This is a genomic window from Priestia aryabhattai, from assembly GCF_023715685.1.
In the GTDB taxonomy this organism is placed as follows: Bacteria; Bacillota; Bacilli; order Bacillales; family Bacillaceae_H; genus Priestia; species Priestia aryabhattai_B.
Genome location: NZ_JAMBOQ010000001.1, coordinates 1206553 through 1231908 on the forward strand (window position 1 = coordinate 1206553; position 25356 = coordinate 1231908).

Genomic DNA, 25356 nt, shown 5'->3' on the forward strand with positions numbered 1-25356 from the left:
TTTCTTTATTGTATCGAAAACCGGAAATAGTTGCTAGTTCCGTCCTTCTCTTCTATAACTCAACTTAACAAAGCATTCGACAATTTGATATAATGATGAAAACATATCCTTAAAAAGCAGGTGAATAACGTGAAATGGACTCAACTAATAACAGGAGCTGCAGTCGGATTTGCAAGCGCTTATATTATTCAAAAAAGAAAGTCGTCAATTTCCTCATCGGAAGCCCTTACGATTGTTAAAAGCGCTTTTAAACAAAATGGGGCAATCGACGGCTCATGGATTGAAACAACGACTAAAGTCATTCAAAAACATGGTCTCTCTTTTTATGGTTATACAGGTGGAATTATCCGAACACGTGATGCAAAACAAGAACATTACGAGTTTTTCGTTGATAAAAAAAGCGGCGCTATTATTGAATTGACGCTGAATGCATCCGTTTAATTTCGTCAACTATTTCTCCTTTATTATCCCATTTTACAGCTCGATAAAAAGCATCATGATAAAAACTTAGCCAAGCTTGATGCTCATAGGCATAAGCTAGCCACTGCTGCTTTTGTTCAATCGAAGTCATTGGATAATCATCATATGCCATTACCCATAAGACATTTTGATGTGCATGTGTTGGCAAAAGATCGCCCATGTGCACTAAGATGTCATTGTTTCCTTTTAATACAACTACAGCATGACCATCGCTGTGACCGCCGGTATGATGAACCGTTACTCCAGGCACAATTTCATCTTTGTGGCTAAATGTTGTTACTTGATGTTGAATAAATTCCCAATTCTGTTTCCAATACGTATTTTTAGAACGTATATTAGGATTTCTCATTTCATTCCACTCAATTTCACTAACAAAAATTCGTGCATTTGGAAAAGCAGAGGAAAAATGTCCGTTGATACATTTTGTTAAGCCTGACACATGATCAAAGTGAAGATGCGTCATAATGATATGAGTAATATCTTCGCACGTAAACCCTAACTTTTGTAAGTCTTCAGCAATAAATGATTCTTCAGTTACACCAAAATGAAGCTTTTTTTTCTCATCCAACATACCATTTCCTATGCCTGCATCAATTAACATGAGGTGTTTTTCAGTTTGAACGAGCAAAGGATCAGTCCTCATCGGAATTCGATTTCCTTCTGAGATGGGATATTTTTTTGTCCAAAGCTCTTTTGGAACAACACCAAACATTGCCCCTCCGTCTAAATGATTATTCCCTCCACGAAGCCATGTCACTTTTAATTTCCCTATTGTTAACGTTTCCATTTTACACCTCCATTATATTCCTTTTTATTTTATCACTATCTCCTTCTCTTTTTGAACAAAAAAAGACTGAGGGAATCAGTCTTTTTCATTCAAGTATTTTACTTCACAGCGGTAAATGCGGCTGCCTTTTTGTGAAAATTTCTCTTCATATTCCGTCATAACATTGCCTTCAAAATCGCTTTTATGCAAATCTAAGCTAATGTACTTAAGAAGAAGCCCATATTCTGAAAAACTTGTCAATGAATACTCAAATAGCCCTTGATTATCTGTTTTAAAGTGAATTTCTCCACCATCAACCAGCAGATTTTCATACATGCTTAAGAACGTTTTGTATGTTAAACGGCGCTTGGCATGTCTCTTTTTTGGCCATGGATCAGAGAAATTGAGATAAACGCGACCCACGTCATTTTTTGCAAAAAACTCACTAAGATGGTTAGCGTCTACATTCAACAGCTTTAAATTTGGAAGCTCTTCTTCAATCAATCGTTCTAGAGCACTTAAGATGACACTTTCATACATTTCAATTCCAATATAGTTGATATGCGGATTTTGTTTAGCCATCCCTACTAAAAATTGGCCTTTTCCTGTTCCTACTTCAATATGAACAGGGTTTTCATTTCCAAAAACCTCTTTCCAGTTCCCTTTATACTCTGCTGGGTTTGGAACCACGTAATGGGGATTTTCAGCAATTTTATCTTTTGCCCAAGGTTTGTTTCGTAATCTCATGTTGCACCTCTTTAATGTATTTTGACGCATTGAAAATGTCGGTTATTCGAAACAACCGACATTCTCATGCATAATTGTGTTTAGATAGAAAAAAATAAGAGCATCATACGAGAAAGGATGATGCTTAATGCCTTTAAATGCCGAACACCAAATGAATATATTAAAAGATATTTTATCTAATCATCAAAGTGATTGCTGCGGAACGGTTGCGGAATGTGAACAGGTTGAACGTTTAATTCAATCAATGCTAGCAAAAGGATATGCTAACACAGACATACAAGCAACACTACAAAACGTGTATAAATACACGCAAGATGCAAAAAGTGCTACTCATTTAGACGAACATATTCAAACCAATCAACAAAATTTATCACAATGGGTCCAAGAACTATCTACCTTGTCATAATCTTTGCTACTGTGCTTGAATATCATTGACGAGCAACATCCGAAGATATTCAAGCCAGTAATTCATTTCAGAATGTTCATTTTTCGAACGATGCCATTCAATGAATAAAATGGTTTGACTTATCACGTACCACTTCATTCTCTTTTTCAAGTTCTCAGTTAGTTCAATCCCATAATGCTCAAGCCATTCTTCCCACTGAGATGGATTGATGTACCAATAAAGCAATAAACCTAAATCAATAGCAGGATCTGCAATCATCGCTCCGTCCCAATCGATTAAATATAGCTGCGTATTCTCTCCAAGCATCCAGTTATTGTGATTCACATCACAGTGACACACAACATATTTATCTGTCTGAACGGACGGAAGCTCTGCTTGTAAATAACTAATTCCCTGCTCTACAATACTCTCTTTTTGAAGTCGTTCGTCCACGTTCTCTAGAATATCGGCTAGCACGTCTTCGGGAAGAAGCGGTGTTTTCCCTAACCTTTTCAACATATCTAATAACTCGTTTGAATGATGAATTTTACTAAGCAATTCTGTCACTCGACTCGAATTCATATCTTTTGGTTTTAATTCTCGACCATCTAGCCAGTGCTGAGCTGTGATCACATCTCCATTTTCCATTCGTCTTGTCCACACGAGCTTCGGTACAATTCCTTCAGCTGACAATACTGCTAAAAAAGGTGATGAATTACGCTTTAAAAAAAGCTTTCGGTCTTGAAATTTTGCAAAATAAGCTTCTCCTGTCGCTCCGCCAGCAGGAGTAATTTCCCATTCGCTTCCTAATATATCTTCCAACCAATTCACCTTCAATTTCAACACACACATTTCGTTTAAAAATTTCACTCAATAAAGCAATCTATTAAGACATCATGACGTTATTTTCTTAGTAAATAAAAAAGACGGCTATTGAGGATATGTATCAATAGCCATCCTTTATAAATATTATCTCCATCACACTTTTTTCGTCAAGTGGTTGAAGACAATAATTACGTTTGAAATAAAATAAGAACGCTAAGCTTTGAAACGTTTATAGCATTATCCTCTATAGTAGGATACCCATTTTTATATACTTTACAATGATCAAGTGCTATTTTCCATGGTCCTTCTGGCAAAACTACTTTTTCTTCCATTAGCCCTTGATTAAAAAACACGATAATATTCTTCCACGGACCGTAAGCCAATACATTTGATAAGCAATAGCCAATAACGGATTGCGGTGTGTTTAGGAAAGAGACATGCTGCCTGATCGCTGAAGCATCCCCCAAGCGAAATGCACCGTGCTGTTTGCGAATACGAATCAGCTCTTGAACCCAATTCACATCAGAAGAAAATTTGATTCTTCGATTCCAATCAAGTGCATTAATATCATCGGGTGAATTGTAGCTGTTCTCTACGCCTTTTTTAGTGCGGTAAAACTCTTGACCACTATGAAGAAACGGTATACCTTGCGAAAGAAGCACAATAGCAGTAGCAAGGCGGTGACGACTTCTACGAGTATCTTCGTCTTCTTCTCCGTTTGAATTCGTTAACTTATCCCACAGCGTATGATTATCATGTGATTCAACGTAATTAACTGACTGTGCTGGATTTATAAATAAAGCTCGACTGTCTTCTTTATCCAGAATGCTCCCCGCGATCACAGATTGCACCGCCTCTTTTTGATGAGAATTCCCGCTGATAAAACCTTTTTCATATACATCAAACGTGCTTCCTTTTACAGAATCTCGAAAGCGGTCATTAAAATAGCCGATTTGAGGCGTTTGGCGGGCATTCGCTATGATTGCTTTTTGATTGTAGGGAAGAGGAGTATTTAAATCCCAGCCTTCGCCAAAAACCAAAATAGTGGAATCAATTTCATTTATTTTTTCCCGAATGATTTTCATTGTTTCTATATCTAAAATCCCCATGAGGTCAAAGCGAAAACCATCAACACCGTACTCTTTTATCCAAAATAATACCGAATCAATAATAAACTTTTGTGCCATTTTCCGTTCAGAAGCAAAATCATTTCCTACTCCCGTCCCGTTCGAAGGCATCCCAAACTCATCGTGTCGAAAATAATAGCCTGGAACAATTTTTTCAAAAGGTGATTCTTCTCGTACAAATACGTGATTATAAACTACATCTATAATAACACGGAATCCCTGTTGATGAAGTGTTGATATTAATTGCTTCACTTCAACGATACGAGTGGTAGGGTTTGAAGGGGCAGCAGAGTAGCTTCCTTCTGGCACATTAAACAACAATGGATTATACCCCCAATTATAAGAAGCATGAGGATTTAATTCATCTACTCCTCCAAAGTCGTTAATAGGAAGAAATTCAAGGTGGGTCACTCCTAGTTCTTTTAAATAATGAAGCCCTGTTGTTTTGCCTGGCTGCCCGCTTGATTCAGTAACAGCTAGGTACGTACCTTTTTCTTCTATCCCGCTTGAAGGATGAATAGAAAAGTCTCGAACGTGCATTTCGTAAATAACGGCATCCGTTGGCTGAAGGAAAGGCGGCTTTTCATGGAGATGAACATAGGTTGTATGAAGATTTATAAGAACTCCGTATTCACTATTTGCTGTAGCTGCAACGGCATAAGGGTCCACCGCTTCATTTGTCCGGCCATTTACATCTATTAAAAATCGATAATAATACCCTTCTTTATCTAAGGGAAGTTCCTTTTCCCATACGCCTTTTCTTTGCCGAGTCATGACGTACAGTTCTTCTTCCCCACTATTTGCATGTATCAATTTTAAAACCACTGCTGATGCAGTCGGGGCCCAGATTTTTACCATAATATGATCTGAATAAAAGGCTGCACCCAAATCATTTTGATTATAATAAAATCTTTCATCAAACTCTTTGGTTCGTATAACAGCCCCTACCTGCAGCGGAACTTTCTCCCCGTAATTATCACAGATAACGTACGAATGTCCAATTTCTATGCTACCTTCAACCTTGCCTTCATATTTGATAAAACCTTCTAATTCATGTGCGTTTTCAATAGAGATGGTCCCATGCATTTGTGTACTTTTAATCACAAAAAAATCAATTTGACCTTCATGATAAGAAGTTGGAACTAAAAGAGTAATACGATCTATTTGATCTAAATAAGCCTGAAACTTATTATCACCAGTCATCCTTTTCTCCTCCTTATGCCTATTACCTCTTTAGTAGCATTATATGTAGCAAACGCAAAAACGAAAGCACTTTCATAACATGAATGTTCGTATTATTCACCTGCTTCGAATTCTCGGTCAAAATAAATACTCTGGCTGTGTTCAAGCAATACTTGAGCTGCTTTCATCTGTTTAAACTTTAAAGGCACTTTAGATTTCCGAAGTTCATAAAACCACTCTTCATACTTTCTAGCATCTACAAATTCAATCTGATAAGGCTCCGCAGCGTAATCAATGTATCCATTTCTGCTCAGTAATATTTTCTTTACGTTATGTTCGATATCGTGAGTACGATAGATGCTTCGGACAATTTGCTCCGTTCGATTTAACCCAATTAAAGGATTTAATATCTTTTTTTGATCTCTTCCTCTTAACTCTGCCCAAAAATTTTCTTTTGAATACTGAAAAACAGCGCTTTTATATGTTTCTATTAAACAAATACAGAGGGTTTCCGTTGGAGTAACAATAATGATATCCCCTTCTACTGGAGCTTTATTAAGCAGGAAAACAGGCTTGTACATCACGAGATACGTATCAGGAAAGCGCTGAATAAAATAACGGAGAGCTTCATCATGGTAATATTTCCGATCTGCTTGCGAGAACTCAAATAAAGTGGATGTAGCCCATTTCATTTGAAGATCAAATACATTTTCTAAAAACAATATTTTCAAATCTTCCGCTGTTTGTGGAAGAGTTGTAAATCTCAATAGCTCTTGATTTTCCACGCTATCGCTAGAGAACGCTTCTTCCACTTCAAACGTTTCTTTTTTTCTTGTAAATCGCTCTTTGGCTTTTTGAAAAAATGAACGTTGAGCTTTTGTTTCTTCTTGTACAGGTGGCTCATATAATAGCCCTTCTTCAAATAATTGCTTTGCTTGCTTCCAATTATGTTTTTTTAAATGATTAAACTGAGACGTATAGTGATAAACGTCATTTTCATAACGGGAAATATAATCTTGCACCTTAAGTAGCTGCGCCACGTTTACATCAATCCCCTAATTAAAATTCCTCTAAAACTTTGTATACCGATCGTTTCTCTATTATCATCGGCGTTTTCTTTCCTTTAATAAGAGTGATTTTTAAATAACCTCTCTCCATGTTTGTATGTTCATATGCTACTGTGACTGCAAGAAAAAAGATAGTATTTTTTTATATTTAGGTTTGCTAGCAGGATGAACTTCAAAAAGGGCAAACGAACTTACTTGAAACTGTTCTTCAATCGACGTTTGCTTTAACTGCTCTTCCAAAAGCCCAGCTTCCCCTCCCCACTTCTTTGCAATCGTAATATGAGGACGATAAGGACGTTTTTCGTATAAGCCGCTTAGGTCTTCCCATACGGACTGTATATCCCTTTGCAGATTCACAAGTTTATCATTTGGCCTAAGGCTTACATAAAGCACTCTAGGCTTGTTATAAGCACCGAACACATCGTACTGACCTGTCTGCAGTGAAAAACTTGAATGACGGGAGGCTACTTCTTTTAAGCGGTTAATCAGCTTTTCCTTTTTGTTACCTACAAATCCTAAAAATTGTAGCGTTATATGATAATCATCGGGGTATGTCCATTGTTTGAAAGGAAAAGGTGTTAATTCCTTTGCCCAATTTTCTGCCTGATGTGCAATGGAGACAGGCACGTTGATTCCAATAAAATAGTGTTTATCACCTTTCATCAAATCGCTCCTTTTCTTTTCATTAGCTTTTCCCAATTTGTTATGTTCAAAAAGAGCTAAATTTATTTTAAAGGTTTTTTGGATAAAATAGAGAGGTTTTTCTGAAAATTTGTCATGTGCTTAAAAAATAAGAATTTGTGTTATCATAGAAACAATACAGAGAATTTTTATAAGAAAAGGATGAGAAAAATGAAAGTTGTTAACAATATGGCTGATTTGATTGGCGAGACACCTCTTGTTAAATTGAATCGTCTTCAACCAGCAGATGGAGCATCCGTTTACTTAAAACTAGAATTTTTTAATCCGAGCCGTAGTGTAAAAGACCGTGCTGCTTTTAATATGATCGTGGAAGCTGAAAAAGCAGGCTTGCTCAATGAAAATTCAACCATTATTGAACCAACGAGCGGAAATACAGGTATTGGCTTAGCTATGAATGCAGCGGCAAGAGGTTATCGTTCTATTTTAGTCATGCCAGATACCATGACTCAAGAACGAATTAACTTGTTAAAAGCATATGGTGCTGAAGTTGTTCTAACACCGGGCGATGAGAAAATGCCTGGAGCAATCCGCAAAGCAGAAGAGCTTACAAAAGAAATTCCAAATGCATTTATGCCCATGCAGTTTGAAAATAATGCAAACCCTGACGCACATCGAAAAACGACTGCTAAGGAAATTATCGAGGCAATGAACGATTTAGGAAAAGACCTATCTGCTTTTGTTGCTACTGCTGGAACAGGCGGAACGATTACAGGCACCGGTGAAGTCCTAAGAGAAAACTACCCAAATATGACCGTTCATGTTGTGGAACCAGCTGGGTCTCCTGTATTATCTGGAGGAAGACCTGGAAAGCACAAGCTTGTAGGAACAAGCCCTGGATTTATTCCTGATACGCTTAATGTAGATGTTTACGACGAAATTTTAAAAATTAAAGATGAACAAGCCTACGATATTACGCGACGCTTGGCTTCTGAAGAAGGAATTTTAGTCGGTCCTTCATCTGGCGCTGCGTGCTATGCTGCTATCGAGGTAGCCAAAAAATTATCTCCTGATCAAGTGGTCGTATGTATTGCTTGCGATACAGGTGAACGTTATTTATCAAGCGACCTGTTCTCATTTGAATAATAAGAAAAGCGAACGCAAAGGCGTTCGCTTTTCTTATTTAGCTAATTCGTAAATAGCCTGTGCATAGATAGCTGTTGCACGAAGCAAATCTTCAATTACCATGTACTCGTCTTTTTCGTGCGCTACTTCTTCACGGCCTGGGAAAAGAGGTCCAAATGCCACACCGGCTTCTAATGCTCTTGCATATGTTCCTCCTCCGATTGAAATAAGTGTAGGTTCTTCATTTGTTTGTTCTTGATAAACCTTTTGAAGCGTTTGAATAAGCTCATGTTTTTGATCGACATGATGTGGTTTAGAATCTGTAAAATGTTTGATGGTCATTCGATAAGATTCACTTTTTTCTTTAATTGTATCAATAATGTTGTCAATATGAGCTGATACAGGATAGCGAATATTTAAACCAAAGTGCCCCGCTTCTTCTTGATTATAAGACATGATTCCCACATTTATCGTTAAATCACCAGTGACCTCATCTTTGCGATTTAAGCCCATTTTTTCTCCTAGTGAATCTTGGACTAAATACGCATTTGCATAACCTACAAACTGATTAGCTTGTTCATCAAGTTCTAATGTGTGTAAAAAGCGAAGAAGTGTAAGCCCAGCATTTTTCCCTTTATCAGGCACGCTGCCATGTGCTGAAACGCCTTCTAGAGTAAGTGTGTACACACCGCTCTTTTCTGTTATTGAACCTTTTAAGGACTGACCCTTTAAAAATTGATCATACTTATTTTTAATATCCGTTTCACTATGGAATTCAAGAACAGCTGTTGCAAGATCAGGAACCATATTATAGCGTCGCCCAGACACAAATGATGTGAGCTGGACGCTTCCCTTTGTTCCTTCAATTGGCTGCTGGCGAATTTCTACATCTGTAATGCCTTTTTCAGCATAGATGATGGGAAAATCAGCATCGGGCGCAAATCCCATAGTTGGCATCTCTTCATGATTGAAGTAGTGGTCCACACATCTCCAGTCACTTTCTTCATCCGTTCCAATAATCATTCGAACCCGTTTAGATAGAGGAAGCCCTAAATCTTTCACAATTTTCATCGCATAATAAGCAGCCATCGTCGGGCCTTTGTCATCGATTGCTCCTCTAGCAAAAATTTTCCCGTCTTTTATTTCACCGCCGTATGGATCAACCGACCACCCGTCTCCTTCAGGAACGACGTCTACGTGACAAAGAATGCCAAGAAGGTCTTTCCCTTCTCCTGCTTCAATATGACCTGCATATCCGTCTACGTTTTTGACGGAAAATCCGTCATTTTTTCCTTTATTTAAAAGGAAGTGAAGCGCTTGAGCAATTCCAGGTCCAAATGGCTCTTCTTGTTTTTCTGTGCTTGTCAAAACACTTTTAATTTGTAGAAAGCGCTGCGTCTCAGCTAGAATTTCAGCTTCTCTTTTTTGAACTTCCTCTTTCCAATTAATTGCCGTCATCTGTTTGTCTCCTTTGCCTGCTTTTACAGATTGTATCTATCATTACTATTGGTAAATTCAACTTTATCATACCTTTATATAGAAAGAAATAATTGTCTCTTTCCTTTCATATCAAAGGTTTACAGAGTCAAAATTCCGGGAAATAATTTGTAGGCACAATCGATAAAAACGGATTCTATTTGTTTATTGTTTACATATACTATAAAAAATGTGCAAATAGAGGAAGGAGATGTTACGAAAGGATTACATATTTATATCATTTTTTGTAAATATTGTGTTAATTTGCGTTTTCTCTTTTATTTTTCTGTCGATTTTGTGTACAATAAGTATAAGGACTGAAATAGTGCTTGACATCTCAGAGTTATAAAGAAGTTGTGCCTTACGAAAAACGAATAAGGAAGTGGTTTTTTGAAACCTTCAACTAATCGAATGCTAACTCGTATCAAATCGGTCTATATGTTCATTTGTAAAAATGGAACAGTTACAACGCAAGAGCTCGTAGACGAATTTGGTATTACACCAAGAACCATTCAGCGTGACTTGAATGTGTTAGCATATAATGATTTAGTTCGCAGCCCAAGTCGCGGTACATGGACGACTACGCAAAAGAAGGTCAAGATGTCATCCTAGTAAGTTTATTTCAAGGGTAGTAAGTGATTTATATATAGAGATAAAATTCTACGCAGTAGAAAGTCAAGACTTGGACGAGTGCATAGTCCCCCGCTCCATTTGTACGTCAAGCAGAGTTGGTACTCGTTTAAGTGCTTTAACGTGAAATGTTTCACTTGTCTAATAAAGTGGACAAAAAAAGGAACCATTTTAGACTTAGGTTCCTTTTTCTTTCGCCTCTTCTTAAGCATTTGATTTTTGCAATAAAGCTAGTTCTTCTTCCGTTAACTCCCTGTACTCTCCTAAATCTAACGACTCGTCTAATAGCAAAGCTCCCATAGATAAACGTTTTAAATACGTTACTTTTTTTCCTCTTGCTTCAAACATACGCTTCACTTGATGAAATTTCCCTTCAACGATCGTTAATTCAATTTCTGATTCCACACCACTTGTTAGTATCTTTAATTCTGCTGATTTTGTTACGTATCCATCATCAAGAGTGACGCCTTGTCTAAATGCTTCAGCATCTTCTTCAGTCACCGGTGCATTAATTTTTGCAAAATACGTTTTAGGAACGTGCTTTTTAGGAGATAGCAGCTGATGCGCAAGCTGACCGTCATTCGTCAGCAGCAAGAGCCCTTCTGTATCTTTGTCTAAACGCCCTACCGGAAATGGGTCATACACAGCATCGTCAATTTCCAGTAAGTCCAAAACTGTTTCATGAAGAGAATCTTCCGTCGCTGATATGACCCCTTGTGGCTTATGAAGCATAAAGTAAACAAATTCTCGATAAGAAACGGCTTCGCCATGCACAGTTATTTCTTGTTCATCTGGATTAACGTGTACTTTAGCATCTTTAACTGCTGTACCATCTACCTTAACAGCTCCAGTCTTTAAAAGACCTTTAACTTCTTTTCGGCTTCCGTACCCAATGGTAGAAAGCAATTTATCCAAACGCATGTAATATCCTCCTCTTTTTTGAAAAGAAGATGACTCTAATGAGTCATCTTCTTATGCACTGCGCTGTTTATTTCGGCGCAGTATCTTTCGTTCAATTGCACCTGTTACCCTCGCTCCCATTACTTTTTCAAGCAGGCTTGAACGATAGGTAATAATAAAGTAAATAAGGCCGCCTACTGCTGCTCCTACAATCGTAATAACAGTGGCAGAGAATCGTCCTGGCGTTGTAAACAGACCAATCACTGCTGCGACAATTTTTACACTGATTCCCATAATCGCAACAAAAATGAGAATGAGCACAGAGCGTTTTATAAACTCACTGTAGTTATATTTTGCGTGTTTTTGGATAAGCGCAAACATATAAACAAGAGATACGATATAGCCTAGTGCTGTCGCTAAAACTGAACCAATCTCGTGGAACATAAGAATAAATGGAACGTTCACGACAATTTTTACAATCAACCCAAATAATAGACTTAAAACAGCATATTTTTGTTTGTTGATTCCTTGTAAAATAGCTCCATTAACCGTAAAGAATGAAAACAATAAAGCTACCGGTGCATAATAAAGCAAGACATTCCCACCCGCATCCGATGCATCTGTTCCAAAGAAAAACGTATATGCTGGGCCAGCTAAAGCCATTAATCCTACAGATGCTGGCAGCACAAGAAACATAATGGTTTGATATGTTTGATCAATTTGCTTTTGAAGTACGTTATAATCTTTATTCACAAATGAACGTGTAATCGTTGGTACAAGAGTCAAACCAAACGCAGTAGCTAATGAAACGGGAATCATCACAAGCTTTGGAACATAAGACTGAACAATTCCGTTCATTGACTCCGCTATTTCTTTTTGTCCAGCCGCTACCATCGCACGATTAAATGTGAATTGATCCACATACTGATAAAGCGGAATAGCTAAGCTGACAAATACATATGGCAATGAATACGTAAGCAGTTCTTTAAAAATAGATACGGTAGAAATACGCGTAGGCGTTACCGTCTGCTCGTTCACCATTTTATCGAGATGAGGCTTTCGTTTTTTCCAGTACCAAATTAATACGGCCAGTCCAGCAAGAGCTCCTACAAAAGCCCCCATCGTAGCAAATCCAACGGCTAATGCAAGACTCCCATGTACAACTTTGATGACGATGTAGGTGGATGCCAATAAAAAGACAACCCGCACAAGCTGTTCAACTACTTGTGAAACAGCTGTCGGTCCCATAGACTGGTGCCCCTGGAAAAATCCTCGCATTAAACTCATCATCGGTACTACAATTAACGCAATACTAACCATTCGCATAACCATTACTACATCTTCTAAGGAGTTATTTAAATCAGAACCTCCCAGTGTAATTCTAGACATAACAGGAGCTAACGAATATAAAAGTAAAAATGCAAGAATTCCTGTGACAAGCATTAATTTCATGCCGGCCCGGTACATTCTTCTACTCGTATAATAATCACCGAGTGCATTATATTTTGACACAAATTTCGATACGGCCATTGGCATACCGGCTGTAGCAATACTTAAATAAATAGCATATTGGTTATATCCGTAACCAAACAGTGCTCCCCCTACGGTTCCAACAAGGATCGCAAATGGAAATAAATAAATCATTCCCAAGATTCGGGATACATAGGTGCCAAGCGTTAGCACAAAGGTCCCTCTTAACAATTTTGAATCAGACATACGTTTGCCTCCGATACTTAATGTTACATACTGATAATAATGATAGAATTGAAAAGAAGCAAGTGACAGTATACACTAAGAAAGGTCTTATACTCACTCGCACTCGTCAACAAACTAAAAAAACAAAGACTATAGCCCATTTTATCCAATGTTGAGAGATTTGTCAGTGAACAAACTAAAATTTTTTAAGAATAGACAGGTTGGTGAAAGTATGATATATGATGTAGTCGTAATCGGAGGAGGACCTTCTGGTTTGATGGCATCGATTGCAGCTGGTGAGTCAGGTGCAAACGTATTATTAATTGATAAAGGCAATAAACTTGGACGAAAGCTTGCCATTTCTGGAGGCGGACGCTGTAATGTGACAAACCGCCTTCCAATTGATGAACTTATTAAACACATTCCAGGAAACGGACGCTTTTTATACAGTGCGTTTTCTGTTTTTAATAACGAAGATATCATCTCCTATTTTGAAGGCCTTGGAATTAAATTAAAAGAAGAAGATCACGGGCGTATGTTTCCGGTCAGCAATAAAGCTCAATCTGTTGTTGATGCATTAATTAGCGAACTTCACCGTCTTCGTGTGACAATTCGCACAAACACAGCCGTTAAACGCGTAACCTATGAGAACAACACCGTGAAAGAAGTTGTGCTTCAAAATGGGGAAACAATCCAAACTAAAAGCGTTGTGATTGCAGTAGGTGGAAAATCAGTGCCTCATACAGGTTCGACAGGAGACGGTTATCAATGGGCAAAAGATGCGGGGCATAAAATTACTGAACTTTACCCAACAGAAGTTCCTATTACATCTAGCGAACCGTTTATTAAAACCAAAACGCTTCAAGGTCTATCGCTTCGTAATGTAGGATTAAGCGTGCTTAATAAAAAAGGAAAACCTGTCATTACTCATCAGATGGATATGATTTTCACTCACTTTGGCATTTCTGGTCCCGCCGCTCTTCGCTGCAGCCAATATGTCGTTAAAGAGTTAAAGAAACAAAAAAGCAACACTGTTCAAATGTCTCTTGATTTATTTCCTAGCCAAAATGAAGAAGAGATTTTTCAAAAATTAGCCAAAATGACAAAAGAAGAGCCGAAAAAAGCGATTAAAAATGTTTTAAAAGGTTTTGTATCTGAACGCTATCTATTATTTTTACTCGAGCAAGCAGACATTGATAGCCAAGCGCTAGCGGGACAGCTTCAGCATGAAAAACTGAGAGAATTTTCGAGACTGTGCAAACGATTTGAATTTGCTGTAAACGGCACACTTTCTTTAGAGAAAGCATTCGTCACAGGAGGCGGCGTATCAGTTAAAGAAATTCACCCAAAAGAAATGTCTTCGAAATTTATGCAAGGCCTTTACTTCTGCGGGGAAATTCTTGATATCCATGGATACACTGGAGGATACAATATCACTTCTGCTCTTGTAACAGGCCGTTTGGCTGGCAGTAATGCAGGAGAATTTGCAACAAGCCTAGCATAATATGCTAGGCTTTATACATAACCATGGCTGAAAAACAGTACACCTGCTCATCACGATCGACATCCACTGTCACCTGGTACTTAATATCAACGACGTCTTCATCCTCTAATTTCCGTAAAAATCGATTCACCGCAAATTCTAAATCTTTTTCATGCTCTTTATCAAACATTTTTACTTGTATCACAGCTTCTACCACCTTGTCCTATCAAATTTGTTTCAATCAGAATGGACTGCTTCTCTCGATGATGGCTTTCGTACTGATTTTCAATTTCTTCTTACCTCTATTTTTATGAAGACTTTTATAGATTTAGTCATCATTTGTTTTCCTACTATCATTTTAGTCGGATGGTAGAAGTTTAATTCAAAAAGAAAAAAGCGCCTGTCAAAGGCGCTTTTTTCTTATTTATTAACCGTTTTTCCTTCCCACTCTAACATACCGCCAACCATATTTGTTACTTTATATCCTTGTTCTTGAAGGTAGTAACATACGTTTTCACTGCGGCGGCCAGAACGGCAAATGAAAATATATTCTTTGTCTTTATCGAAATAATCCACATTAGTTGGAATATCATTCATGCGAATGTGTTTAGCAGTTGGAATCATTCCTTCTGCTACTTCCTCATCTTCGCGCACATCGACTAAATGAAGTTCTTCTCCATTTTCAACGCGTTTTTGAAGCTCTTCAGGCGTAATTACTTTTACTTCTTCCATCTTCGTCATCCCTCTCTATTCTTTCATTCAGCTTGCTATCGCTATTGTAGCAAATTCAAATACCTTTATGCCACTAAATAAGAAAAGCTTAAGCAGCTACCTGCCTAAGCTTTTCCAATCAGTAGTGATGCAACTTTAAAGGTTGGACTAAGCGCCTGATGTCAACCCCGAAAGGAAGACGCATTCGCTTAGGTCTAGAACAGGACCCCTGACTGCTTTTTAGTCAGGGGTCCTGTTCTACATCAATAGATTAATTAGCTACGATGTTTACTAATTTACCAGGCACAGCAATCACTTTGCGCACTGTCTTACCTTCAATGAACTCTTGAACGTCTTCATTAGCCATTGCAATATCTTGAAGTTCTTCGCGAGATGCCTCAGCAGGTACGTTTACTTTTGCACGTACTTTACCGTTAATTTGAACGACAATTTCCACTTCATCATCTACAAGTTTTGCTTCGTCAAACGCAGGCCAAGCCTCATATGAAATTGTATCTTCGTGACCTAGTTTGCTCCATAATTCCTCAGTCGTATGAGGACAAATTGGTGCTAATAGCTTCACAAATCCTTCTACGTATTGCTTTGGCAGCACATCAACTTTGTATGCGTCGTTGATGAATACCATTAGTTGAGAGATACCTGTATTAAAACGGAGACCTTCGTAATCTTCCGTTACTTTTTTCACCGTTTGGTGATACACGCGTTCAAGTGTAGTGTCATTGCTTTCTTGAACCTTGCTGCTTAATTCACCATTATCTTCAATAAGTAAACGCCATACGCGATCTAAGAAACGGCGTGCACCATCAAGCCCTTTTGTTGACCAAGCGATTGATGCATCTAAAGGTCCCATAAACATTTCGTAAAGGCGAAGCGTATCTGCACCGTGGCTTTCTACGATTTCGTCTGGGTTTACAACGTTACCTTTTGACTTACTCATTTTTTCGTTGTTTTCTCCAAGAATCATACCTTGGTTAAACAGTTTTTGGAATGGCTCTTTTGTTGGAACTACGCCGATATCATATAAAAACTTATGCCAGAAACGAGCATATAATAAGTGAAGAACAGCGTGTTCAGCTCCACCGATATAAATATCAACCGGCAACCATTCTTTTAATTTTTCTGCATCCGCTAACGCTTCACTGTTTGTTGGATCAATGTAACGTAAGTAATACCAGCAGCTACCTGCCCATTGAGGCATTGTATTTGTTTCGCGGCGCCCTTTTTTGCCCGTTTCCAGATCTACAACGTTCACCCAGTCATCAATGTTTGCTAACGGAGATTCACCTGTGCCTGACGGTTTGATTTCAGTCGTTTTTGGTAACACAAGCGGAAGCTGATCTTCAGGAACTGCAGTTGTTGTGCCATCTTCCCAGTGAATAACAGGAATTGGTTCACCCCAGTAGCGCTGACGGCTGAATAACCAGTCACGCAGACGGTATGTTACTTGTTTTTCACCTTTTTCATTTGCTTGAAGCCACTGAATCATATTTGAAATTGCTTCTTCTTTATCTAGACCATTTAAGAAGTCTGAATTAACGTGCTCGCCGTCGCCTGTATAAGCTTCTTTTGAAACGTCTCCGCCCGCTACCACTTCTTTAATCGGCAGTTCAAATTTAACAGCAAACTCATAATCGCGCTCATCATGAGCAGGAACAGCCATAATTGCACCTGTGCCATAGCTCATTAGAACATAGTCAGCAATCCAAATTGGCATTCTCTCGCCGTTTACAGGGTTAATTGCATAAGCACCGGTGAATACACCTGTTTTGTCTTTAGCTAAGTCTGTACGTTCTAAATCGCTTTTGCTTTTAATTTGATCTAAATAAGCTTCTACTGCTTCTTTTTGTTCGGCTGTTGTAATTTTTTCCACAAACGGATGTTCAGGTGCTAAAACGGCATACGTTGCCCCAAATAGCGTATCAGGACGCGTTGTGAACACAGTAAATGTGTCGTCATATCCATCGATTGTGAAGTGAACGTGAGCTCCTTCAGAGCGGCCAATCCAGTTGCGCTGCATTTCTTTAATACTTTCTGGCCAATCAAGATCATCTAAATCTTCTAGTAAACGATCTGCATAAGCTGTGATTTTAAGCATCCACTGCTTCATTGGACGACGCTCAACCGGATGTCCTCCACGCTCACTTTTGCCGTCAATAACTTCTTCGTTTGCAAGTACTGTTCCTAGAGCAGGACACCAGTTAACAGCTACTTCATCCACATAAGCTAAGCCCTTTTTATATAGCTGTAAGAAAATCCACTGCGTCCATTTGTAGTAGTTGGGGTCAGTTGTATTAATTTCACGCTCCCAATCGTAAGAGAAACCTAACGATTTGATTTGACGACGGAAATTATTAATGTTAAGTTCAGTGAATTCAGCCGGATCGTTTCCTGTATCTAATGCATACTGTTCAGCAGGTAGTCCGAATGCATCCCATCCCATCGGATGAAGTACATTGTATCCTTGCATACGCTTCATACGAGATAAAATATCCGTTGCTGTATAACCTTCTGGATGCCCAACGTGTAAACCTGCTCCAGATGGATAAGGGAACATATCTAATGCGTAAAATTTACGCTTTCCTTCATCTTCTGTTGTTCTAAATGTTTTATTTTCTTCCCAAATTTTTTGCCATTTTTGTTCGATCTTTTCATGATTAAAAGCCATACATAATCCTCCTTGTACGCTCCAGCTGTATTTAATTAAACTAAAAAACCCCTCATCCCTCAAACAAAGGGACGAGAGGTTGAATAAACTTCCCGCGGTACCACCCAAATTAGCACAATTATGTACTCACTCATTTTCCTTAACGCGGATAGACGGCAAATGTTACTTTACTTCACATTTACAACTCCAAGGTGAGTTCATGAACGCTCGTTTGCTGACTCGCACCACCCGTCAGCTCTCTTAGCTCGCTTCGTTCACTACTATTCCTTATCATAGTTTTTACATCATACTACCTTGTATTGTAAATAATATGTTCGCAAACTGCAAGTTGTTCAATGGATTTTGTAAAAGTTTCTACACTGCAGCACTGCTTTGTTGCTAAATCCTCTCTTTCATTCTTATATATGAACAACTTCTCCCAAAAACATACATGCAAGGCCAAACAAAAAAGCGAGCGTACTGGGGTACGCTCGCCTTTTACTTTCTTTAGCTATTATTATTAAATGCCAAATCCAAAAGAAAACAGAATAATCGCAAGTACAAGACCGACAAGCGGAACAATCACCGTCATTGCTGCAACCGATCCATACGCATCTTTATGAGTTTCTCCGCAAATAGAATTAATTGTTGTGACGACGTAACCATTATGAGGCAAAGAATCTAATACTCCAGACGAAATAGCCACTACGCGATGAAGAGCTTCTGGATTTACGCCAGCATCAAGATAGTGAGGCGCTAAAATTGGCAAAGCAATCGCCTGACCTCCTGAAGCCGAACCTGTCATCCCTGCGATAACACTAACAGCAATAGCTCCCCCAATTAACGGACTTCCTGGAATATGCGTCATGGCATCTACAGCCACTCCAAACGCAGGAACCGCCTTAGCCACTCCTCCAAAACCTACGACAGCGGCTGTATTTCCAATAGCAATTAACGCTCCGAGCGTTCCTTCTGAAGCTGCATTCCAAAACCCTTTAAAGTGCTTTTTGTTCACAATATAGGTGACAATGATGCCGCTTAAAAGTGCGACAATCAAAGCAGATTGCTGAAGTGACTCATGAAGCATAAAAGAAATAATGAGCACGACAACAAGCGGAAGCAAGCTTAATAGCGGATTAGGCAAAGACTGACTTTCTGTTACTACTGGATCTTTCTCACGTGATATAAAACGCTCTCCATTTTTAACTGCTTTGGAAATCAAACGCTTTAACCACCAATAGCCGAATACAGCCATCACTACCGCTACAATTAAACTAACTTCCCATCCTGCATACGGACTAGTCTTCAAATATTCAATCGGAATCCAGTTTTGGATTTCAGGCGAGCCAGCCGAAGTCATCGTAAATGTAACGGAACCAAACGCTAAAGCAGCAGGGATAAACCGCCTCGGCAAATCAGCTTGTTTGAATAAGCTTAAAGCCATTGGATAGACAGAGAATGCTACTACAAACAGACTGACTCCCCCGTATGTTAAGACAGCACAGGCAAGTACAATCGCCAACACTGCTCTTTTCATTCCAAGTTTACTGACAATCCAGCGAGAAACACTGTCAGCAGCCCCGCTGTCTTCCATCACTTTTCCAAAAACTGCGCCCAATAGAAACATTAAATACCAAGAAGCAATAAACCCTGTGAAACCAGACATGTAATTCCCAACAAAATTTGCTTCTCCTTCTTTCACAAGCTGTGGAAATAAAGGCATGCCGCTTGTTAAAGCAACAACTAAAGCACTGAGCGGACCTGCTATAAATAAATTCATGCCTCTCATCGTTAATACAATGAGCAACAATAATCCTCCAATTAATCCAATCATACTAAGCATGTTCTAGCCCCCCATGAAGTCATATAATTAGAAGACGCTTACATTTTTACAGGTATATACTCCTTTCTTTGCTTGTCACGGCCCTTACTATATTATTAAAGGAATACTGAAGACATTCCTACGTTTATTTAACAGTCAAAAATAAAACCACCTCTAATTTATTTAGAGATGGTTAGTGAACGCTGACGTTTTTCTTTTAATTTATAATCGTATATCCATGTTGTACACATGCTAAATAACAATAGCGCAATTAATAAATAACACAGGGTAGACATATTAAACGCATCGAAAATCACGCCTCCAAAGAGAGGACCAATCATTTTACCTGCAGTAGCCATACTGTTAACTACGCCTTGATAAAACCCTTCTTTTCCGGATGGAGCTAACTGACTTGCAACAGCTGGAATTGCTGGCCAAACGAACATTTCTCCAATTGTTAACACAACCATTGCTGTTAAGAATTGCGGAAATGTTGTTGCATTCACCACGATGATGAAAGAAGCCACAAAAATAACCGTCCCAATTAGAACCTGTACTTTTAATGTCTTTGCTACTTTTTGAATGATAGGTACAATCAAGGGCTGACCGACTACAATTAAAATACCATTAATTGTCCAAAGCAAACTGTAGCTTGAAAGAGGTATATTCAGCTCACGCGTATGCGTAGCAATCGTTGTTTGCCACTGAACATACGCGACCCAGCATAATACGTACCCTGTACATAAAATAAGAAGGGCCGTCAGCTTGGTTTTATGCTGAATACTACCGGCTTCATTAAGGACATTCGTTTGCCCAACTGTAACCGAAATATGACGATATGAAAAAATAGCAATAAGGAGAAAAATAACGTATAAAATTGTATTAGCTAAGAAAATATACGTAAATGAATAAGACGCTACAACGCCCCCTACCGCCGCGCCAATAGCCACTCCTGCATTTTGAGCAACGTACATCGCATTAAATGCTTTTCTTCCGCCTTGTGGCCAAACAGATCCTGCCATTGCATACATAGATGGAAACACAATACCAGATCCAAACCCTACAATAACCAAGAGAACAACGTATGTAGGCCAACCATGGAAAAATACCAGTCCCACTAATGCAATAAGGGTAATAATAATTCCTGATAAAATGGATTTATATCCTCCAATTTTGTCAAAAAGTGTTCCCCCAAGCAAATTACCCACTACGCTTGCAGCAGAATTCAACATAAGAACCACTCCTGCAACGGATAACGACTTTCCTAAATGTTCATTTATATAAATTGTATTGAGAGGCCATAAAAATGAAGCTCCCGTTACGTTTACAAGCATACCAATAATCAAAAACCAAAGTGATTTGGGCATTGATCTCCCCCCTATCTATTCGAATGCCAACGTACATTCTAGTCTTTTCTTAAGGGCTTCGCAATGCTTTTACATATAGACAATTTATTTGAAATTCGCTGACTATTTAAAAAGGTGATTTCACATGACAATATCATGCAAAATCACCTTTTTACGACTTATTTTCGCTTCGAACGAACCGGCTGTGCACGCTTGCTGTTTCGTGCTTTTAATTCTTTTACCGGATCAAAGTCTTTTCCAAGCTCAATATCGTTGCTGTTGACACCATTTTTTGTTTTTTGTTCTGGGTTATTTTGATTTGAACGAGTTGCCATAAAATCCTCTCCTTAATGCTGAGTTGTGATCAATTGATTTTGCAGCTGCTGAACTTGTAGGCGCATGCGATATAGCTGCTCTCTTTGCTGTGCATTTGCACTGTGAGAAAATTCTTCAATCTCTTTATAAGCATTTTCTAATTTTTCCTGTGCTTTTGTATATTCAGTGTCATTGTAATGTTCTTGTTTCATGCCTTCCTGTAACTGACCTTGTCCAAAGCGAATAGCATCTTCACACTGCTGCATAAGTTGATCCACTGCTTGACGAGTTGTCATTCTCTATTCCTCCTATTCGTTCATTTCGGTTTTATTTTGCGCAACTTTACTCTCCTTTACGACAAAAAGAACCTGTTAAATATAAGCATCCTTAAATTTGTTTGGCACTTTTTCACGTTTTTGATACAATTTGTTGATGTATATTGCATGTAAAAAGGAGGTTGCTGATTTGAATCAGACAAACCCATTTCCGTATAAATCTGAAAACAAACGTTATCATACCTGGAATTACCACTTACGTAACCACTTTGGCCATAAGGTATTTAAAGTAGCCTTAGATGGAGGATTTGATTGTCCAAACAGAGACGGCACGGCAGCTCACGGCGGCTGTACGTTTTGCAGCGCTGCCGGTTCAGGAGATTTTGCCGGAAACAGAGCGGATGATCTTGTCACACAATTTAATGAAATCCGTGAAAAAATGCATCATAAATGGAAAGACGGAAAATACGTTGCTTACTTTCAAGCATTCACTAACACTCATGCTCCTGTAGAGGAGCTTCGTGAAAAATATGAAGCTGTCTTAAAGCTTCCCGGAGTTGTTGGACTTTCTATCGCCACGCGCCCTGACTGTCTCCCCGACGATGTGGTGGAATACTTGGCTGAATTAAATGAACGAACTTATCTATGGGTAGAGCTTGGACTACAGACTGTTCACGAACGAACTTCACTGCTTATCAACCGGGCACATGATCATCAATGCTATATAGATGGTGTAGCAAAGCTTCGAAAACACAGTATTCGCGTTTGTTCTCATATCATTAATGGCTTGCCTTTAGAAACACCCGACATGATGATGAAAACGATACGGGAAGTAGCGAAATTAGATGTTCAAGGAATTAAGATTCACCTGCTTCATTTGCTAAAAGGAACTCCTATGGTCAAACAGTATGAAAAGGGCCTTGTTGAATTTCTTTCATTTGAAGAATACGTAAAACTTGTATGCGATCAGCTTGAAGTGATCCCTCCTGAGATGATTGTTCATCGTATTACAGGTGATGGACCGATAGACCTCATGATTGGACCGATGTGGAGCGTGAATAAGTGGAGCGTGTTAAATGCCATTGATCAAGAGCTCGAACGTCGCCAAAGCTATCAAGGAAAATATTACGAAAAAGAGTTGATGGAAAGATGAAAATAGAACGTATCCTGCCTTTTGCCCGCACGTTGCTCACTAATGCTGTGGCCGAAGGAGATGTCGCGATTGATGCCACAGCAGGAAATGGACATGATACATTGTTCTTAGCTAACTTAGTCGGAGATGCAGGTCATGTATATGGATTTGACATTCAACCCCAAGCAATTCAAGCAACTCACCAGAGACTGACAGAACACCATGTAGAAAACCGAGTAACGCTTATCCAAAAAAGCCACAGCAATATAAGCATGCTTCCTCGTTCTATTAATGGACAAGTCACAGGCGCTATCTTTAATTTAGGTTATTTGCCAGGTGGAGCTAAAGACATCGTCACCACTTCTGAAACAACAATCGCTGCCGTTGAACAGTTACTTGATTTGCTAGCATCTGAAGGAGTAATTGTGCTCGTTATTTATCATGGACACGATCAAGGGAAACAAGAAAGAGACGATTTACTAACGTATGTCCAAAATCTTGATCAAAAAGTCGTCCATGTTTTACAATATCGTTTCATGAATCAGCAAAACAATCCTCCGTTCATCATTGCTATTGAAAAAAGATAAGCCACGTACGGCTTATCTTTTTAACATTCGGTACAAGCGTCCGTTGATATAGAAAAAGTAGCTGAGCGCTCCCCCCGCTTTTATTAATCTACGTGCATTCACATGAACATGTTTTTGTGCCCGCACCTTTTGATCCGACAGATAAACGCCCAAGAGTCCTTTATAGATAAAGCAGTGAAAGTGATAATCCGGCAGTTTTTTAGCATATTCGTCCGCTTTTACGACAAAATGCAAAAAGCGATCCATCATTTGCTGATAGTGAGGATAATAAAAACAAAAGTTCAAATCTCCTCCTGCTTTATCTTCTTCTTGGTCAATTAAATAATCGAGTAAAATATGTAAGCCTTGAATATAAGGAAAATATCCCGTTTTTATTTTCTGCGTCATTTCTTCGGTCATCTCTTCTTGAAAGCTATAAGCGACCAAACAAAAAATTCCTAACGTTGAACCAGAGCACGCTGAAAATTCATACCACTCCATTTCAGGAACACTGTGCCGGTGAGCATCGAACCAATTCTCTAATCGTGGAACTCTTTCCTTGATTTCAACATGCTTATGTATTTGCAAATCACAATAATAATTAGCTAGTTCTAATAAATGTGAAGAGACTATATGGTAATTACAAGCTTTTCGCAAGGACTGCTGACAAGTCTGGACAAGTCCGGCTAAGTATCCTCCGTCGTCTTTATCCGTTCGAAAACGATAGTAATCGCCAAGAGGTGCATGAGGAGTCAACGCATCTGGCATCGATTCATGTAAGGCTGCAAAATCTTTAGGATCGAGCGAATTGCTGCGGTCACATAAGTTATCTAAGTAATCGCTGATTGTTTGGTAGGCAACAATAAATTTTACGCATTCAATCATGTTTTCTTTCGCTAAAATCGATAGGATACCGCCTCCTTCACAATGAAAAGTTTTTGTATCGATACTTGCCAATGCTTGAGTACGTAATTCTTTATTAGGAATCTTTTTTGCCCGTTCGCGCCAATAATTAAGCTCATGATGAACGACAGGAAACACTTCTCGATAAATTTTTCTCATTAATGAAATAGGATGAGACGGAATCTTCATTTATTTTCACCTCAATTTCTTACGGCACTCATTAAATGTGAAGATCAACAAAACTTTTCGCATATGTAAAAACGTATTCTCTTTCAGGCTCATTAAAGATTTCATGATACAGCTGAGACCATTCTTTGTAGATTTTTTCACTTAGCTCTATTTCATCAAACCACTGCCTAACAATCAACTTTTCAATAATTTTATCTTCTCCTGCCTGCATCACAAGAAGCGGGACATCAGGCAAACGATCGATATCTTTAAAAGCTAAGTTAACAGCTTGGATCAATTCTCGGTACCATCTTACAGAAACTTTTGTAACGTACAGTGAGTCGTTTTCATCTTCATCTCGAACTTCTTGGTTTCTTGTTGCTTTTTCAACAGTGAGACCCAAATCGAAAAGTTTGTTCGGCATGACTTTATTTAATCCTTTAGATAGCATATCTAAATAAGCCGGTACTTGCTCTTTTAATCCTAGACAAGGAGAGGAAAGAATCGCACCCCATATAGGGAGATTTTTTGTCTGCAGCGTACGAATAACCGCTAGTCCTCCCATACTGTGGCCTAACAGGAAAATAGGCAAATCATATTTTTGCGCTTCACGTACCCATTCTTCTACTTCATATACATATTCATCAAAGGATAGGATATGTCCTCTTCTTCTTGTTGTTAAGCCTTGGCCAGGAAGGTCTCCCATAATTACGTGCATTCCAACTGAACGCCACATCTCAATCAGCCAGCGATAGCGTCCGTGATGCTCCGCTGCTCCATGGACCATGACAATAACGCCTTTTGGATTTACTGCTTCCCATTTATGCATTTGAGTTACTCCTTCTTCCTTTTTTTGTTTACCTGCTTAAAAAACCTTTGTACACTTACATTAGAAGATTTACTACTTTTTTTCAACTAATAAAGGG

The 25356-nt window shown here is 38.7% G+C and carries 25 protein-coding genes and 1 other annotated feature; of the genes, 7 read left to right on the plus strand and 18 right to left on the minus strand.

From position 1 onward, the window contains the following. Positions 1–129 precede the first annotated feature (129 nt). Entirely contained in the window at positions 130–441 is a 312-nt protein-coding gene (locus M3225_RS29795) for a PepSY domain-containing protein (RefSeq protein ID WP_251391739.1), read from the plus strand. Here M3225_RS29795 and M3225_RS06220 read toward each other — a convergent pair. Further along, positions 410–1267 (minus strand): YtnP family quorum-quenching lactonase, encoded by an 858-nt coding sequence (locus tag M3225_RS06220; RefSeq protein WP_251391740.1) that lies wholly within the window; start codon positions 1265–1267, stop codon positions 410–412. The two genes, M3225_RS29795 and M3225_RS06220, sit on opposite strands and share 32 nt — an antisense overlap. 75 nt (positions 1268–1342) lie before the next feature. After that, positions 1343–1993: a tRNA (guanosine(46)-N7)-methyltransferase TrmB gene (gene trmB, locus M3225_RS06225; protein ID WP_251391741.1), complete on the minus strand. Its 651-nt coding sequence runs from the start codon at positions 1991–1993 to the stop codon at positions 1343–1345. Positions 1994–2120: 127 nt separating this feature from the next. Here trmB and M3225_RS06230 point away from each other — a divergent pair, with 127 nt between their 5' ends. After that, a complete protein-coding gene (locus tag M3225_RS06230) occupies positions 2121–2399 on the plus strand; it encodes a YtzH-like family protein (protein WP_251391742.1) in 279 nt (92 codons plus the stop codon). Between the two features lie 6 nt (positions 2400–2405). On the opposite strand, the gene M3225_RS06235 is transcribed toward M3225_RS06230, so the two are convergent. The 4 genes from M3225_RS06235 to thpR form a co-directional block, all read right to left on the minus strand. After that, the gene (locus M3225_RS06235; RefSeq protein WP_251391874.1) at positions 2406–3230 is read right to left on the minus strand and encodes a phosphotransferase family protein; all 825 of its coding nucleotides are present in this window, start codon (positions 3228–3230) and stop codon (positions 2406–2408) included. Positions 3231–3391: 161 nt separating this feature from the next. Further along, entirely contained in the window at positions 3392–5533 is a 2142-nt protein-coding gene (pulA, locus tag M3225_RS06240; RefSeq protein ID WP_251391743.1) for a type I pullulanase, read from the minus strand. A 92-nt stretch (positions 5534–5625) separates the two neighbouring features. Beyond that, positions 5626–6552, minus strand: a complete 927-nt coding sequence (locus tag M3225_RS06245; protein ID WP_251391744.1) for a hypothetical protein — start codon at positions 6550–6552, stop codon at positions 5626–5628. Positions 6553–6687: 135 nt separating this feature from the next. After that, a complete protein-coding gene (thpR, locus tag M3225_RS06250; RefSeq protein ID WP_251391745.1) occupies positions 6688–7242 on the minus strand; it encodes an RNA 2',3'-cyclic phosphodiesterase in 555 nt (184 codons plus the stop codon). A gap of 189 nt (positions 7243–7431) precedes the next feature. Here thpR and cysK point away from each other — a divergent pair, with 189 nt between their 5' ends. Continuing rightward, positions 7432–8364 (plus strand): cysteine synthase A, encoded by a 933-nt coding sequence (cysK, locus tag M3225_RS06255; RefSeq protein WP_251391747.1) that lies wholly within the window; start codon positions 7432–7434, stop codon positions 8362–8364. A 33-nt stretch (positions 8365–8397) separates the two neighbouring features. Here cysK and pepV read toward each other — a convergent pair whose 3' ends face one another. Beyond that, on the minus strand, positions 8398–9801 hold the full coding sequence (gene pepV / locus M3225_RS06260; RefSeq protein ID WP_251391748.1) for a dipeptidase PepV: 1404 nt from the start codon (positions 9799–9801) through the stop codon (positions 8398–8400). A gap of 408 nt (positions 9802–10209) precedes the next feature. On the opposite strand from pepV, the gene M3225_RS06265 reads away from it, so the two are divergent. Beyond that, positions 10210–10431 (plus strand): DeoR family transcriptional regulator, encoded by a 222-nt coding sequence (locus tag M3225_RS06265; protein WP_013059517.1) that lies wholly within the window; start codon positions 10210–10212, stop codon positions 10429–10431. Between the two features lie 222 nt (positions 10432–10653). Here the strand turns inward: M3225_RS06265 and M3225_RS06270 are convergent, their stop codons facing one another. Continuing rightward, a complete protein-coding gene (locus M3225_RS06270; protein WP_251391750.1) occupies positions 10654–11370 on the minus strand; it encodes a pseudouridine synthase in 717 nt (238 codons plus the stop codon). A gap of 51 nt (positions 11371–11421) precedes the next feature. Next, a complete protein-coding gene (locus M3225_RS06275; protein ID WP_251391752.1) occupies positions 11422–13065 on the minus strand; it encodes a putative polysaccharide biosynthesis protein in 1644 nt (547 codons plus the stop codon). A gap of 211 nt (positions 13066–13276) precedes the next feature. Here M3225_RS06275 and M3225_RS06280 point away from each other — a divergent pair, with 211 nt between their 5' ends. Beyond that, positions 13277–14548, plus strand: a complete 1272-nt coding sequence (locus tag M3225_RS06280; RefSeq protein WP_251391754.1) for an NAD(P)/FAD-dependent oxidoreductase — start codon at positions 13277–13279, stop codon at positions 14546–14548. 4 nt (positions 14549–14552) lie between these two features. On the opposite strand, the gene M3225_RS06285 is transcribed toward M3225_RS06280, so the two are convergent. From M3225_RS06285 to M3225_RS06315, 7 genes are all read right to left on the minus strand, one after another. Beyond that, positions 14553–14732: a sporulation protein Cse60 gene (locus M3225_RS06285; protein WP_013059521.1), complete on the minus strand. Its 180-nt coding sequence runs from the start codon at positions 14730–14732 to the stop codon at positions 14553–14555. Positions 14733–14947: 215 nt separating this feature from the next. Next, complete coding sequence (locus tag M3225_RS06290; RefSeq protein WP_014457977.1) at positions 14948–15259, minus strand: rhodanese-like domain-containing protein; 312 nt, start codon at positions 15257–15259, stop codon at positions 14948–14950. Positions 15260–15509: 250 nt separating this feature from the next. After that, the gene (gene leuS / locus M3225_RS06295; RefSeq protein ID WP_251391756.1) at positions 15510–17924 is read right to left on the minus strand and encodes a leucine--tRNA ligase; all 2415 of its coding nucleotides are present in this window, start codon (positions 17922–17924) and stop codon (positions 15510–15512) included. A 64-nt stretch (positions 17925–17988) separates the two neighbouring features. After that, positions 17989–18207 (minus strand) — a binding site (T-box leader). A gap of 216 nt (positions 18208–18423) precedes the next feature. Next, a complete protein-coding gene (locus tag M3225_RS06300) occupies positions 18424–19746 on the minus strand; it encodes a GntP family permease (protein WP_251391758.1) in 1323 nt (440 codons plus the stop codon). Between the two features lie 158 nt (positions 19747–19904). Further along, entirely contained in the window at positions 19905–21092 is a 1188-nt protein-coding gene (locus M3225_RS06305) for an MDR family MFS transporter (RefSeq protein ID WP_251391760.1), read from the minus strand. A 158-nt stretch (positions 21093–21250) separates the two neighbouring features. After that, positions 21251–21406 (minus strand): hypothetical protein, encoded by a 156-nt coding sequence (locus tag M3225_RS06310; RefSeq protein ID WP_057233143.1) that lies wholly within the window; start codon positions 21404–21406, stop codon positions 21251–21253. Between the two features lie 12 nt (positions 21407–21418). Continuing rightward, positions 21419–21682 carry a YtzC family protein gene (locus M3225_RS06315; RefSeq protein ID WP_057233142.1) on the minus strand — a complete coding sequence of 88 codons (264 nt, stop codon included), beginning with the start codon at positions 21680–21682 and terminating at the stop codon, positions 21419–21421. Positions 21683–21851: 169 nt separating this feature from the next. On the opposite strand from M3225_RS06315, the gene M3225_RS06320 reads away from it, so the two are divergent. Beyond that, positions 21852–22814, plus strand: a complete 963-nt coding sequence (locus M3225_RS06320; protein ID WP_251391762.1) for a TIGR01212 family radical SAM protein — start codon at positions 21852–21854, stop codon at positions 22812–22814. After that, positions 22811–23380 carry a class I SAM-dependent methyltransferase gene (locus M3225_RS06325; RefSeq protein WP_251391764.1) on the plus strand — a complete coding sequence of 190 codons (570 nt, stop codon included), beginning with the start codon at positions 22811–22813 and terminating at the stop codon, positions 23378–23380. The genes M3225_RS06320 and M3225_RS06325 overlap by 4 nt, the downstream gene beginning before the upstream one ends. A gap of 12 nt (positions 23381–23392) precedes the next feature. Here M3225_RS06325 and M3225_RS06330 read toward each other — a convergent pair whose 3' ends face one another. Beyond that, positions 23393–24451 (minus strand): tetraprenyl-beta-curcumene synthase family protein, encoded by a 1059-nt coding sequence (locus M3225_RS06330; RefSeq protein ID WP_251391766.1) that lies wholly within the window; start codon positions 24449–24451, stop codon positions 23393–23395. A gap of 31 nt (positions 24452–24482) precedes the next feature. Beyond that, a complete protein-coding gene (locus tag M3225_RS06335; RefSeq protein WP_013059532.1) occupies positions 24483–25259 on the minus strand; it encodes an alpha/beta fold hydrolase in 777 nt (258 codons plus the stop codon). Positions 25260–25356 lie beyond the last annotated feature (97 nt).